At 63.9% G+C, this 15,639-nt stretch carries 4 protein-coding genes; 1 reads left to right on the top strand and 3 read right to left on the bottom strand.

From position 1 onward, the window contains the following. Nucleotides 1–7 precede the first annotated feature (7 nt). From CKW22_RS13955 to CKW22_RS13945, 3 genes are read right to left on the bottom strand one after another with little or no spacing between them, the layout of a single operon-like run. Nucleotides 8–1,336 carry a TolC family outer membrane protein gene (locus CKW22_RS13955; RefSeq protein ID WP_033697129.1) on the bottom strand — a complete coding sequence of 443 codons (1,329 nt, stop codon included), beginning with the start codon at nucleotides 1,334–1,336 and terminating at the stop codon, nucleotides 8–10. Nucleotide 1,337: 1 nt separating this feature from the next. Further along, nucleotides 1,338–2,678, bottom strand: coding sequence for an HlyD family type I secretion periplasmic adaptor subunit (locus CKW22_RS13950; RefSeq protein ID WP_050506031.1), 1,341 nt, complete (start codon nucleotides 2,676–2,678; stop codon nucleotides 1,338–1,340). A gap of 6 nt (nucleotides 2,679–2,684) precedes the next feature. Then, entirely contained in the window at nucleotides 2,685–4,421 is a 1,737-nt protein-coding gene (locus CKW22_RS13945; RefSeq protein WP_033697131.1) for a type I secretion system permease/ATPase, read from the bottom strand. Nucleotides 4,422–4,898: 477 nt separating this feature from the next. On the opposite strand from CKW22_RS13945, the gene CKW22_RS13940 reads away from it, so the two are divergent. Continuing rightward, the coding region (locus CKW22_RS13940; protein WP_143500734.1) for a peroxidase family protein at nucleotides 4,899–15,639 on the top strand (10,741 nt) is incomplete at its 3' end.

Below are 15,639 nucleotides of genomic sequence, written 5' to 3'. Positions count from 1 at the left end.
GCCGCCATCACTTACTGACCATCAGTTCCGGCCCCAGGTAGTCGTTGACCAGCTCGATATCATCATCCCCCAGGCTGCCCACCGATGACGCCAGGCGCAGGCGCGACATCAGGTAGTTCAGCTTGGCCTCGAACAGGTCATGACGCGCGTCGAACAGCAGTTCTTCAGCGTTGAGCACATCCGAATTGGTGCTGGTACCACCCTCCTTGAAGCCCTTGCGCGTCGAGGTCAGCGAGCGTTCGTTGGACGCCACGGCCTTTTCCAGCGCCTGGATACGCATGGCCCCACTCTGCACACCGCGGTACTCACGGGTGGTGCCCGAGATGACTTCCTGACGGGTGGCGTCGAGTTCGTCCAGTGCTTTCGAGCTGTTGGCGCTGGCCTGACGGGTCAGCGCGCTGGTGCTGCCGCCGCTGTACAGCGGGATGTTCAGTTCCAGCCCGATCGAGTTGTACTGGTTGCGCTGATTCAGCTCTGAAATCGACTGGCTGCTACCTGCGGTGTAGCCCGCCACAAAGTCCAGCGTCGGCCAATGCCCGGCCCTGGCCCGGTTGACCTCTTCTTCGGCAAGCTCATAGCTGTGCCGGCGTGCGTGAATCAGCGGGCTGTCGGCCTGGGCCTTGACCAGCCAGTCCTGCAGGTTGCCCGGTAGCAGTGGCGGGGTGCTGAAGCCCGGCTGCAGGGTGGTCAGCGATGCCGGGGTTTCACCGATGTATTCCTCAAGCGTGCGGCGGGCGTTGACCAGGTTGTCTTGCGCCTCGATCAGGTCGGCCTCGGCCAGGTCGCGACGGGCGACCGATTCGTCGATGTCGGTCACCGTACCGGCGCCCAGCTCCATCCGCCGCTTGGCCGAGGCAAGCTGCTCTTCGAAGGCGTTCAGCTTGGCCTTGGCCAGGGTGATGGTTTCGCTGGCCAGAAGTACATCGAAGTAGCTGTCGGCCAGGCGCACCGCAGCATCCTGGCTCTTGGCGTCGAACACCGCGACGCTGTAGTCGGCACGCTGCTCGCCCTGGCGGTACTCAGCCATTTTCTGCTTGTTGAACAGCGGCTGGCGCAGGCGCACGCTGGCGCCCTTGGAGTCGTAGTCCAGATCGTTCTCGAGGCTGTTCTGGTGCTGGGTGCCATTGACCTTGTTGTAGTAGGCAGTGGCATTGATCTGCGGCAGCAGGCCGGCCTGGCCAATGGCCCGGTTCTCCATGCCGGCTTGTTTTTCATGCTCGGCGGCGCGGTAGACAGGGCCTTGGTATTGCAACAGGTCCCAGGCTTGTTTCAGGTCCATGGCACTGGCCGGCAAGGACAACCCCAACAGGCACAACAACAGGCAGTGTCGGTTCATTTCATTGCTCCTTGAAAGCACTGTCCACGCGTTCGAGCATTGGCTTGAGCAGGTAACTGAGCAGGTTGCGCTCACCGGTCTTGATGGTGACGGTGGCGGGCATGCCGGGCCGTATGTGGTTGCTGCCCAACAGGCTCATGCCGGCGGGCGAGACGTCCACCTGGGCCAGGTAGAAGGGTTGCTTGCTCTCTTCATCAAGCAGGCGGTCGGCAGAGATGGTCTTCACCCGGCCAGGAATGTTCGGTGTCTGGGCGTGGTTGAAGGCCGGGAAGGCGATGTCCACGGCAAGGCCTGGGACCATCTTGTCGATGGCCTGAACCGGGATCATCGCGTCGACCTGCAACGGCTCGTCCAGCGGGACCACTTCCATCAGCTTGGCGCCGGGCTGGATCACCCCGCCCACCGTGGCGATGCCCAGCGCCTGGACCATGCCGTCGATGGGCGAGCGGATCACCGTGTGGGTCACTTCGTAGTCCAGCGCCCGCAGGCGGTCGGCCAGCGTGGTGTTTTCCTTGGCGGTGTCGGTCAGTTGCGATTCGACCTCTTTCAGGTAGTCGTGCTGGCGCTGCAGAATGCGCAGCTTGATCTCGGTGGTCTGGCTGCGCACCCGGGCGATATTGTTGAGGTTCTCGGCCTGGCCGGCGGACAGGTCGGCGTTGCTGCGTTCAAGTTCCAGCAGGCGGTTGCGTGGCACATACCCTTCGGCCGCCAGCACGCGGGTGCCTTGCAGTTCCTGGCCGAGGAAGTTGATCTGCGAGGCGCGGGCGCCATACACCTGCTGCAGGCCCTTGAGCTGCACGGCCGATGCCGCCAAGTTCTCTTCGAGGATGCTGATTTCGCCAGCCAGGCCGGCGCGGCGGGTATCGAGCAAGCGTTGCTGCAAGTCCATGGCGGCCAGCAGGCGCGGGTCAGTGCCGAAACGCGTGAGCAAGGCCGGGTCGAAGTTCACCGTGTCGCGGCTGTCGCGCTCGGCTTCCAGGCGGTTTTCCACGGTCTTGCTGACAATGTACTGGGCGCTAACTGCGCCTTGTTCGGCGACAGCGCGCAGGGCATCGAGGCGCACCAGTTCCTGGCCCTTTTTCACCACTTCGCCTTCGCGCACCAGGATCGCCTCCACGGTGCCGCCACTCAAGTGCTGCACCGCCTTGCGGTTGCTGGTGACCTTGACCGTGCCGGTGGCGACCACGCCGGCATCCAGCGGCGCCAGGCACGACCACAGCAGGAAGCCGCCGAAGCCGGCAACGACCAGCCATACACCCCAGCGCGCCGGTTTGCCGGCATCCAGGTCGATCAGGTTTTTCGCCTCGGCGGGGATCAACTCGGTAGGTTGGCTCATGTGCATGATCGGTCACTCCCGTACTTTTACCGACGCCAGCGGCGCCGCTGTGCCCGCCGGTATCACGCTGGCTTTACGCAGCGCAGCGAAGACTTCGTCGCGCGTGCCCAGCATCTGCACGCCGCCGTCACGCAGCATCAGCACTTTGTCGACGGCGCACAGCACGTTGGGCCGATGAGAAACCAGTATCACCGTGGCGCCACGCGCCTTGAGTTCAGCCAGGGCATCGACCAGGGCCTTTTCACCGACGTCGTCGAGGTTGGCGTTGGGTTCATCCAGCACCACCAGGTTGGGTTCGCCGTACAACGCACGGGCCAGGGCAATACGCTGCTTCTGGCCACCGGACAGTGGGCTGCCATCGGTACTCAGGCGGGTGTCGTAACCCTGCGGGAAACGCAGGATCATTTCGTGCACACCGGTGCTCTTGGCGGCGCGGATGACCGCCTCGCTGTCCACCTCGGCAAACCGCGCGATGTTGTCGGCGATGGTGCCTTCGAACAGCTCCACGTCCTGCGGCAGGTAGCCGAGCCAGGGGCCGAGTTCGCTTTTGTTCCAGTTGAAAATGTCGGCGCCGTCCAGGCGCACCTTGCCGGCTTGGGTCGGCCAGACGCCAACCAGCAGGCGGGCGAGGGTGGACTTGCCCGAGGCGGAGGGGCCGATGACGCCCAAGCTTTCGCCCGGCGCCAGGCTGAAACTGACCCCACGCAGAATGGTGGTGTTGGTGCCGGGGGCGCCGGCGAACACATTCTCCACGGCGAGCATGCCCACCGGCCGTTGCAGCGACATGCTCGGTGGCCGGCGTGGGTAGTCCTGCAGCAACTCGTTGAGCCGGCCCCAGGCCGTGCGGCAGCCGAGCAGTTGCTTCCAGGAGGCGATCACCTGTTCAACCGGCCCCAGCGCGCGGCCGGTGAGGATCGAACAGGCGATCATCATGCCCGGGGTGATCTTGCCTTCGATTGCCAGCAGCGCGCCGGTGCCGAGAATCAGCGATTGCAGGGTAATGCGCACAAAGCGCCCGGTACTGCTGATCAGGGCTGCACGGTCGGAGGCCAGGGTCTGCATCTGCAGGATGCGCAGGTGGCTCTGGTACCAGCGCTTGCTGATCGACGGCAGCATGCCCATGGCCTCGATGACTTCGGCGTTGCGCAGGTTGTTGTTGGCGTAGTTGGCGGAGGACAGTGCCGCGTGGTTGGCCTCGGCCAGCGGTTTGTGCGTGGCCTTTTCGGTGAGGTACGCCAGGCCCGCGAGGATCATCGAGCCGATCATCGTGACCAGCCCGAGCAGCGGGTGGATCAGGTAGCAGACCAGCAGGTAGATCGGCGTCCACGGCGCATCGAAGAAGGCGAACAGGCCATTGCCGGTCAGAAACTGGCGGACCTGCGCGAGGTCTTGCAGGGCCTGGGCCGGGTTGCCCCCGGCGCGGTTCAGGTTGCGCTCGAAGGCGGCGCTGAAGATGCGTTGGTTGAGGTCCATGTCCAGGCAATTGCCTACCCGGATCAACACCCGGGTGCGGATCATTTCCAGGGCGGACATCAGTAGGAACAGCCCCACCACCAGCAGGGTCAGCATCGTTAACGTGGTGATATTGCGGCTGACCAGGGCGCGGTCATAGACCTGGAGCATGTACACGGCTGGCGTCAACATCATGACGTTTATCACGCCGCTGAAGCCTGCCAGGGCGTAGAAGCTGCGGCGCAGGCGAAAAAGCGCCTCGGCCAATTCGGAACGGGTGCGCGGCTGCTTGTGCATCTGGGGCCTCCCTCTTCACAAAACCGGAGGCCGTTGCGGCGTCCCGGACAGCTCTAGCTGTGGCTTCTGATCGGCTCGCAGGCGGGTCGCTCTATAGGCGGGTTGTCCGAAAACGCTGCGTTGCTCCCACAAGCAGCAGCGTAGGTTGCAGAGAAATGTCTTGTAATATCATTTTGCTCTATAAATGCATTGAACTTCTCATAAGTCACGTAAAAACAGCGAGTTGCAACGCATTATCATCGAGGGTCATTTTTACGGCGGCTTATTGACAAGGTTTGACTCTACGACTTTAGTCTTGGTTATTCGGGCCCTGAATGGTTACCGGCAAGGCCGTACCTACAGGGATCGCGTTTGACCAGAAGTCATCGCCTGTACATCCCCGGAAAACCGAACCACGCACTGCGCACGTCAAACGACTGGGCGCGGGAAGGACCCTGTTGCCCCGCTTGTTTCTTCGATACATCGAGGGCAATTGAAATGGCCAATTTCAGCAAGTCGGACCTGGAGTTCATCCTCAAGCAGATCTTTATCGCCGAAGCCCACGCCAAGGGCGCCAACCTCATCGATCTGCTGCCCAATAGCCAGGTGCCGTTCGGCTTGCGCACCGTGGACGGCAGCTTCAACAACCTGGTGACCGGGCAAAGCGAGTTCGGCGCTGCCGACAACGCCTTCCTGCGCCTGCTCGACCCCGCCTACCGTGCGGCCTACGCCGGCACCGGCACGGTGGTCGACAGCCAGCCCCGCACCATCAGCAACCTGATCGTCGACCAGACCGCGAACAACCCCGCAGCGGTTGAGGCCAACGGTGGCGCCGCGCCGGTGATCAGCCCCGGCCTGGATGGCGTGTTCGGCACCGCCGACGACAAGCCTGTGTTTTTCATCCCCAACCAGTCGGCAGACGCGGGCCTGACCGCCGGCTTCAACGCCTGGATGACCTTCTTTGGCCAGTTCTTCGATCATGGCCTGGACCTGGTGACCAAAAGCGCCACCGACATCGTGTTCATCCCGCTGCAGCCCGATGACCCGTTGTTCGTGCCCAACAGCCCGACCAACTTCATGGTGCTGTCACGTGCCGTGCGCACGGCCGGCGCCGATGGCGTGGTCGGCACGGCCGACGACAGCCAGCCCAATACCACCTCGCCCTTCGTCGACCAGAGCCAGACCTACAGCTCGCACCCCTCGCACCAGGTGTTCCTGCGCGAGTACATGCTCAACGCCGCCGGCGACCCGATTGCCACCGGGCGCCTGATCACCAACCGTGACCTGGGCGCCGACGGCATATTCGGCACGGCCGACGACGGCGATGGCGAGAGTGGCGGCATGGCCACCTGGGCCGTGGTCAAGGCCCAGGCCCGCGACGTGCTCGGTATCAACCTGACCGATGCCGACGTGCATAACGTGCCGCTGCTGGCGACCGATGCCTATGGCAACTTCCTGCGGGGGCCCAACGGCATGCCGCAGGTGGTGATGCGCATCAGCAACGGCGCCGACGGTATTGCCGGGACTGCCGATGACGTGACCCAGTTGGTCGAAGGCAATCGCGCCGCGCCCATCAGCCTGGCCAACGCCGTGAGCACCGGGCATGCCTTCCTCGACGACATCGCCCACAACGCCGCGCCGGTGGTGGTCGGCGGCGTGCTGCAGGCCGACGCCGACAGCGACGTGGGCAATGCGCAGCCGGTGGGTGCAGGTGGCAACAACCTGACCTATGACAACGAACTGCTCGACGCCCACTACATCGCTGGTGACGGCCGGGTGAACGAGAACATCGGCCTGACCGCCGTGCACCACGTGTTCCACTCCGAGCACAACCGCCTGGTCCAGCAGTCCAAGGACACCATCCTTGCCGCGGGCGACCTGGCCTTCCTCAACGAGTGGCTGGTGGATGACGTTGCCGCGATACCGACCACACCCGGCGCTATCGCGGCCTTGGTGTGGGATGGCGAACGCCTGTTCCAGGCTGCCAAGGTCGGCACCGAGATGCAGTACCAACACCTGGTGTTCGAGGAGTTCGCACGCACCATTCAGCCGCAGATCGACGAATTTCTGGCGCCCAATGGCTATGACACCTCGATCAACCCGGCCATCCTCGCCGAGTTCGCCCACGTGGTGTACCGCTTCGGCCACTCGATGCTGACCGAAACCGTCGACCGCCTGGACCCTGAGTTCAACCCGATCCTCACCGACCCCAACAACCCCGATCAGCAGCTTGGCCTGATCGCCGCCTTCCTCAACCCATTGGCGTTCGCCGGCAGCGGGGCGACTGCGGATGAAGCGGCAGGGGCGATCATTCGTGGCGTGACGCGCCAGGTCGGCAACGAGATCGACGAGTTCGTCACCGAAGCGCTGCGCAACAACCTGCTGGGCCTGCCGCTCGACCTGCCGGCACTGAACCTGGCACGCGGGCGCGATACCGGCATCCCCACCCTGAACGAGGCCCGCCGTGAGTTCTGGGCCGCGACCGGCGACAGCCAGCTCAAGGCCTACATCAGCTGGGTCGACTTTGCCGACCACCTCAAGCACCCCGCATCGCTGGTCAACTTCATCGCCGCCTACGGTACCCATGCCTCGATCACCGGGGCGACCACCATGGAAGACAAACGCGCCGCCGCCATGGCCCTGGTGTTCGGGGGCGAGGGTGCGCCGGCCGACCGCCTCGACTTCCTCAACGGCACCGGTGCCTGGGCCAACGTGACCCTGGCCGGCAAGGACGGGGTACTGGGCACTGCAGACGACGTGACCGGGGTGACCATCACCGGCGTTGACACCATCGACTTCTGGGTCGGTGGCCTGGCCGAGCAGAAGATGCCGTTCGGCGGCATGCTCGGGTCGAGCTTCAACTTCATCTTCGAAACCCAGATGGAGGCGCTGCAGAACGGCGACCGGTTCTACTACCTGTCGCGCATGGCGGGCACCAACTTCGGCACGGAGCTTGAAAACAACTCCTTCGCCAAGCTGATCATGCTCAACTCCGATGTCACCCACCTGTCCAACACCGTGTTCCTGACGCCCACCTTCACCCTCGAAGTGAACCAGGCCAACCAGTTCACCGGGCTGGGTGCCGACGGCAAGGCCGACCCGACTGGCGGCATCATGATCTACGGCCAGGAAATCGTGCCCCTGGTGATCCGCGACAACCCCGATACCGTGGGCGCCGACAGCAACTACCTGCACTACACCGGCCTGGATCATGTGGTGCTGGGGGGTACTGCAGGCAATGACATCATCATTTCCAGCGAAGGTGATGACACGCTCTACGGCGACGGCGGCAATGACCGCCTCGAAGGCGGCGCGGGCAACGATGCGGTGTTGGGCGGCGCGGGCGATGACATCATCACCGATTCGTTTGGCGACAACCGCCTGGAAGGCAACGCCGGCAACGACGTGATCGTCGCCGGCAGCATGGGCGTTGCCGGCAACCTGATCCTGGGCGGCGACGGCCAGGACTTCATCATCACCACCGAAGACATCAGCACCACCTTCGGCGGCCAGGGCGACGACTTCATCCTCGGCGCCAAGACCAACCTGCCACCCACCGGCAACGAGGGCGATGACTGGATCGAGAAGGGCACCCAGGACGGTGCGCCCGGCGACAACTTCGCGCCACTGCTGGGTGATGAAGTGATCGGCAACGACATCTTCGTCGGCGGCGGTGGCTTCGACGAGATGATCGGCGAAGGCGGTGATGACATCTTTGTCGGCAGCGATGCCCAGGACAAGATGGACGGCATGTCCGGCTTCGACTGGGTCACCTACAAGAATGACCAGGTCGGCGTGACCGTCGACCTGAGCCTGGCCGCACTGGCGCAGCCGCATGGGAACGCGCCGAACCAGAACGCCGGGGTGTTCAACCCGGTCGGCGCCTCGCCGGCCTCGATCCTCGACCGCTTTGCCGAAGTCGAAGGGTTGTCCGGTTCCAGGTTCGGCGACGTGCTCAAAGGTGACGACGTCGATGCAGTCACCATCCTCAACCACGGCGGAGCCACGGGCAGTGCGCTGACCAACGTGGCATTGATTCGCGGGCTGGAGCAATTCCTCGCCGATGCAGGTTTACCGACCACCGGCTTTGCCACCGGCAACATCATCCTGGGCGGCAACGGCAGCGACCTGATCGAGGGCCGTGGGGGCGATGACCTGATCGACGGTGACAAGTGGATCAACGTGCGGATCGCGGTGTACGCCGCCGACGACGTCAACCACACCGGGCCGGAAATCGCCAGCTTCGACAGCATGGTCGACATGATCCCGTTCATGCTCGACCGTACTTACAACCCCGGCCAGCTCAAGGCCGTGCGGGAAATTCTGCCGGGCAGCTCGACCGGTGGTGCAGCCTTCGATACCGCGGTGTTTTCCGGGCTTCAGGCCGACTACGTGGTCACCCAGAACACCCGCGGCACGGCCGATGTGGCGGACGATGTGTGGACGGTAACCGATACCGTCGGCAATGACGGCACCGACACTCTGCTGCATATCGAGCGCCTGCAATTCTCCGACGGCCAGCGCGTGCTGGTGGCGGGCGTGAACGCTCAGCCTACCGGCAGCCCGACCATCACCGACAGCAATGCCGGCGCGATCACCGTGGGCGACATGCTGACCGTGAGCATGGCCGGGGTACTGGATGGCGACAACATTTCACCGACCAACCCACAAGGGCTGCTCAACAACACGTCGGTGTCCTACTACTGGCAGTTCGAGGCCGACCCGGGCAGCGGTGTGTTCGAAGACATCATCCTGTTGCCGGCCGGCGACCTGGCGTTCCAGAGCGCCGATGGCACCGCGTTCAAGGTCTCGCCGGACCTGGCCGGGTTGTCGCTGCGGGTCAAGGCGATCTACCAGGATGCCCACGGCACCACCGAAGTGATGTTCTCGCAGCCCACTGCCGTAGTCGAAGCGGGCGCGCCCGTGGTACCAACTGCACCAACGCCGGTGGTCGATGCCAGCGAAGGGGGAGAGGGTCTGCACATGGTCCGCTCCGACCTGAACTTCATCCTGGCCCAGATCAAGATTGCCGAGGCCGATGCTGCCGGGCAGGATATCCTCTCGCTGATACCTAACATCCGGGCGGCCATGGGTCTGCGGACGGTCGACGGCTCGAACAACAACCTGATGAACCTCAACGGTATCAACAACACCCAGTTCGGTGCTGCCGACAACGTCTTCCCACGGCTGACAGACCCGGTGTTCAACCCGGCCGAAGGCGCGCCGGCCGGCTTCTTCGGCCCTGGCTCGCCGGCCATTCCCGGGTCTTCCTATCAGCAGACCAGCGGAGCGGTGTTCGACTCGCAGCCGCGTACCATCAGCAACCTGATCGTCGACCAGACCTCGAACAACCCGGCAGCTTATGCCACGGCCTACGACCCAGGCGCGGACGGTGTGCTCAACTTCGGCACGCCGGGTAACGACGACGTGCTCAAGGATGGCGTACGGGTGGTCGCCAGCCCTGGCATGGATGGCCAGTTCGGTACCACTGACGATCGCGATGTCTACCTGTTCGAAAACACCACGGCGGATGCTGGGCTGTCTGCACCGTTCAATGCCTGGATGACTTTCTTCGGGCAGTTCTTCGACCACGGTCTGGACCTGCTAACCAAGGGGGGATCAGGCACGGTGTTTATTCCATTGCAACCGGATGACCCGCTCTACGTGCCTGGTGGCAACACCAATTTCATGGTGCTGACCCGCGCCACCAACCAGCCAGGGCCAGATGGTCTTCTCGGCACCGCCGACGATATCCGCGAGCACACCAACACCACCACGCCGTTCGTTGACCAGAACCAGACCTACAGCTCGCATCCCTCGCATCAGGTATTCCTGCGCGGCTACCAGATGACCGACCAGGGCCCCGTCGCCACTGGCCGGCTGATCACCAACCGTGACCTCGGTACCGATGGCAAGTTCGGCAGTGCGGACGACAGCGAAATTGGCGGCATGGCGACCTGGAAGGTGGTCAAGGCGCAGGCTAACGACCTGCTCGGCATTCACCTCACCGATGCCGACGTCGGGAATGTTCCGCTGTTGGCAACTGATGCCTATGGCAACTTCGTCAAAGGGCCCAATGGCTACCCGATGGTGGTGATGAAGGGCGCCGATGGGCTGGGCGGCACGGCGGATGACGTGCTGGTCGAAGGCAACCCGCTGGCGCCGATCGACCTGACCAATGCCGTGCGCACGGGCCACGAGTTCCTCGCCGACATCGCCCACAATGCCGTACCGGTGTTCAACGCTGGCGTGCTGGCGCCCGATGGCGATGCCCTGGTGGGCAACGCCGTGCCGGTCAACCCGCAGACAGGCGCCAACCTGGCCTACGACAACGAGCTGCTGGATGCGCATTACATCGCGGGCGATGGCCGGGTCAACGAAAACATCGGCCTGACCGCCGTGCACGCGATCTTCCACGCCGAGCACAACCGGCTGGTGGCGCAAACCATGGACACCGTGCTCGATGCCGGCGACGTGGCCTTCCTCAACGAGTGGCTGCTCAACCCGGTGACCGCACTGCCTGCCAGCCAGGCCGAGATCGATGCGCTGGTGTGGAATGGCGAGCGGTTGTTCCAGGCGGCCAAGTTCGGCACCGAGATGCAGTATCAGCACCTGGTGTTCGAGGAGTTCGCGCGCACCATCCAGCCTCGCGTCGACCTGTTCTTCGCCCCGACCCAGGTGTATGACGTCGACCTCGACGCCTCGATCGTTGCCGAGTTCGCGCACACCGTGTACCGCTTCGGCCACTCGATGTTGACCGAGACCGTCGACCGTTACGATATCGACTTCAACGTGGTCAAGGACCCGGCCAGTGCCAACCCCGAGCAGCAACTGGGCCTGATCGCCGCGTTCCTCAACCCATTGGCGTACGCCGCCAGTGGGGTCACGCCAGAGGATGCGACCAGTGCCATCGTGCGCGGGGTGACGCGCCAGGCCGGTAACGAAATTGACGAGTTCGTCACCGAGGCGCTGCGCAACAACCTGCTGGGCCTGCCGCTCGACCTGCCGGCGATCAACATCGCCCGTGGCCGCGATGTGGGGATTCCTTCGCTCAACGCCGTGCGCCGCGACATCTACGAGCAAACCGGCGATACCCAACTCAAGCCGTACACCAGTTGGGTCGATTTGGTGCAGCACCTCAAGCATGCGGAGTCGTTGATCAACTTCATTGCCGCCTACGGCACGCACAGCACCATCACCGGTGCAACCACCCTGGTGGACAAGCGCGCGGCAGCCATGGCGCTGGTGTTCGGAGGCGACGGAGCGCCGGCGGACCGCCTGGACTTCCTCAACGGCACTGGGGCCTGGGCCAACGTGACACTGCCCGGCAAGGATGGTGTGCTGGGCACTGCCGATGACCTGAGGGCTGTGACAGTGACCGGGGTCGATGCCATCGACCTGTGGATCGGTGGCCTGGCCGAAGCGAAAGCACCCTTCGGCGGCATGCTCGGCTCGACCTTCAACTTCGTGTTCGAAAACCAGATGGAAAAACTCCAGGACGGCGACCGCTTCTACTACCTGGAGCGCACCTCTGGCCTGTCGATGAATGCCGAGCTGGAAAGCAACTCGTTCGCCAAGCTGATCATGGCCAACACGTCGGCCACCCACTTGCCGGGCCTGGTGTTCTCGGACCCGGCGTTCTACCTCGAAGTGGACCGCAGCAAGCAGTTCAACGATGGCCTGGGCAATGCCGACCCGCTGGGCGATAACGGCCAGCAGGTGGTGTTCCGCGACAACCCGCTGACTGCAGGGCCCGACACCAACTACATCCGCTACGCCGGTGAAGAGCACATCGTGCTGGGCGGCAGCAACGGCGATGACATACTCGTCTCTGGCGGTGGCGACGACACGGTCTGGGGCGATGCCGGCAATGACCGCATCGAAGGCGGCAACGGCAACGACCAGCTGCGCGGCGGTGCCGGTGACGACATCATCAGCGACGTGGGCGGCGACGACAATATCCAGGGCGGCGACGGCAACGACGTGCTGCACGGCGGTAATGGCATCAACCTGATCATCGGTGGTTTTGGCAACGACTTCATCGTCACCGGTGAAGACGCCTCCGAAGCCATTGGCGGCCAGGGCAACGACTTCATCCTGGGTAGCAAGGCCAACGAACAGGACATGGGCAACGAAGGTGACGACTGGATCGAGAAGGGCACCTCGGACGGTGCGCCTGGCGACAACTTCGACCCGCTCGGCAACGACCCGGTGATCGGTAACGATGTGTTCATCGGCGGCAACGAGAACGACAAGTTCAACGGCGAAGGGGGCGACGACATCATGGTCGGCAGCCTCGGTTTCGGTGACCGCTATATCGGCGGCTCGGGCTACGACTGGGCGACCTTCAAGGGCCTCGCCCAAGGCGTGACCATCGACTACACCGACCGCTTCTTCGATGTGCCGCCGGTGCCGGGCTCGGGTGCTTCGGCACTGGTACGCTTCGACATCATGGAAGGCCTGTCGGGTTCGGCGCACGGTGACTTCCTGCGTGGCGACAATGAAGATGCCGCCTCGCTGCCCACCGCCGGTGCCACCGGCAGCGTGCTGACCAACATCAACCTGATCAACGGCCTGGCCGACCTGCTGGCTGCCGGTGCGACCTTCTACGACGGCGGCAACATCATCCTTGGCGGCAGCGGCAGCGACCTGCTTGAAGGGCGCGGCGGCGATGACATCCTCGACGGTGACAAGTGGCTCAACGTGCGCATCAGCGTGCGCGCCAACAGCGATGGCACCGGCCCGGAAATCGCCACGTTCGACAGCATGGAGCCGATGGTGCCGCTGATGCTCAACGGTACTTACAACCCGGGCCAGCTGGTGATCACCCGGGAGATTGTCAGCGGTACCGACAACTATGACACCGCCTTGTTCTCGGGGGTTGCGACCGACTACAGCGTCGTGGTCGATGGCAATGCGGTCATCGTCACCGACCTGGTGGCGGGGCGTGATGGTGTCGATCGGCTGACCGGCATCGAGCGGCTGCAGTTCTCTGACCGCGCCATTGCCTCTGGCGTCGGCACGGCCGTCAACGCCGACCCATCGGGCCACCTGGCGATCCTTGACGATGCCACGGGCGGGCGTGAGGACACACCGGTTGCCGGCCAGTTGCTGCGTGTCTCTGACTTGGCGGTGCACGATGCCGACAACGTCAGTGCGGCCAACCAGACGGGTGCGGTCAACGGGCCTGTGGCCTACTACTGGCAGGTCGAGCAACTGCCGGGCTCGGGTGTCTATGAGGACATCACCTTCGTCGCCGCAGGCGAAGCATCGCGGGCGATCGGCAGTACCTATCGGGTGACGGACGATGTGGCGGGGTTGAGCATTCGGGTGCGGGCGGTGTATCAGGATGCCAAGGGCACTCTGGAGATCGTCGACTCCGCGCCGAACAGCGCACCGAGCGCCGGGCCGGCCGTGACCGGGCTGCTGGTGCAGAACCAAACACTGACGGCCGACCCGGCGACCATCGTCGACGCCGACGGCCTGAGCAATCCGCAGTTCAGCTTCCAGTGGCAGTCGAACCGCGGTGTCGGTTGGGTCAACATCGCGGGCGCCATCGGCAGCACCTTCGTCCTGACCCAGGCGCAGGTGGGGCAGAACATGCGGGTGGTGGTCAGCTACGTGGATGACTTCGGCGTGCAAGAAAGCATTGCCTCCGACATCCTCGACCCGGTGGCCAACGCCAATGATGCACCGACCGGTGCGGTCCTGATCAGTGACACTACGCCAGTCCAAGGGCAGACGCTGACGGCCCTAACCGGCAGCATTGCCGACCTGGACGGGCTGGGGGCGTTCAGCTTCCAGTGGCAGCAAGGCACTGGCGGCGTCTTCAGCGACATCATTGGCGCCACTGCGGCCACCTTCACCCCGGGCCTCAACCATGGGAACCAGCAACTGCGGGTGATCGTGCGCTACACCGACGGCTTCGGCACCCCGGAGACACTCACCTCGGCGGCGACTGCTGCAGTGCCAGGGTTGACGCTGGTCGGCACCAACGGTAACGACATTCTGATCGGCAGTACGGGCGATGACGTGATCTCCGGCCTGGACGGCGCCGACCTGCTGTTTGGCGGGCTTGGCAACGACATCCTCAACGGTGGGCTTGGCAACGACAGCCTCGACGGCGGGCTTGGCGCGGATACCATGACCGGCGGTGATGGCAACGATACCTATGTGGTGGATAACGCTGGGGATGTGGTGATCGAGGCGGCGGCGGGCGGTTCGGATACTGTGCGTACCACGTTAGCCAGCTACAACCTGGGTGCCAACGTCGAGAACCTGACCTATACCGGGGTGGGCAACTTCGTCGGTAGCGGTAACGCGCTGGACAACATCATGGTCGGCGGTGTCGGCAACGACCTGCTCAATGGCGGTACCGGTGCCGACCGCCTGGTGGGTGGTCTCGGCAACGACACCTACGTGGTGGATAACGCCGCAGATGTGGTGATCGAGGTCGCGGGGGCCGGTACGGATACCGTGCGCACCACGCTAGCCAGCTACAGCCTGGGTGCCAACCTCGAGATCCTGACCTATACCGGGGTGGGCAACTTCGTCGGTAGCGGTAACGCGCTGGACAACATCATGGTCGGTGGTGTCGGCAACGACCTGCTCAATGGCGGTGCCGGTGCCGACCGCCTGGTGGGTGGCCTCGGCAACGACACCTACGTGGTGGATAACGCCGGGGATGTGGTGATCGAAGCCACAGGAGCTGGTACGGATACCGTGCGTACCACGTTAGCCAGCTACAGCCTGGGTGCAAACCTCGAGAACCTGACCTATACCGGCATAGGCAACTTCATCGGTAGCGGTAACGCGCTGGACAACATCATGGTCGGCGGTGTTGGCAACGACCTGCTCAATGGTGGTGAGGGTGCCGACCGCCTGGTGGGTGGTCTCGGCAACGACATCTACCTGGTAGACAATGCTGCAGATGTGGTGATCGAAGCTACAGGGTCGGGTACGGATACCGTACGTACCACGCTAGCCAGCTACGGCATGATCGACAATCTTGAGAACCTGACCTATACCGGCGTGGGCAATTTCGTCGGTGCCGGTAACACGCTGGACAACATCATGGTCGGCGGTGCTGGCAACGACCTGCTCAATGGCGGTGCGGGTGCCGACCGCCTGGTGGGTGGTCTCGGCAACGATAACTACGTGGTGGATAACGCCGGGGATGTGGTGATCGAAGCCACGGGGGCCGGTACGGATACCGTGCGTATCACGCTAGACAGCTACA

Source organism: Pseudomonas sp. Irchel s3f19, from assembly GCF_900187555.1.
In the GTDB taxonomy this organism is placed as follows: Bacteria; Pseudomonadota; Gammaproteobacteria; order Pseudomonadales; family Pseudomonadaceae; genus Aquipseudomonas; species Aquipseudomonas capeferrum.
The sequence above is the reverse complement of the archived record's forward strand: the minus strand, read 5'-3'. Positions and strand labels throughout refer to the sequence as shown.

Coding starts and splice junctions, on each gene's coding strand:
- CKW22_RS13955 (WP_033697129.1), bottom strand. CDS start 1,336: ATGAACCGACACTGCCTGTTGTTGTGCCTGTTGGGGTTGTCCTTGCCG.
- CKW22_RS13950 (WP_050506031.1), bottom strand. CDS start 2,678: ATGCACATGAGCCAACCTACCGAGTTGATCCCCGCCGAGGCGAAAAAC.
- CKW22_RS13945 (WP_033697131.1), bottom strand. CDS start 4,421: ATGCACAAGCAGCCGCGCACCCGTTCCGAATTGGCCGAGGCGCTTTTT.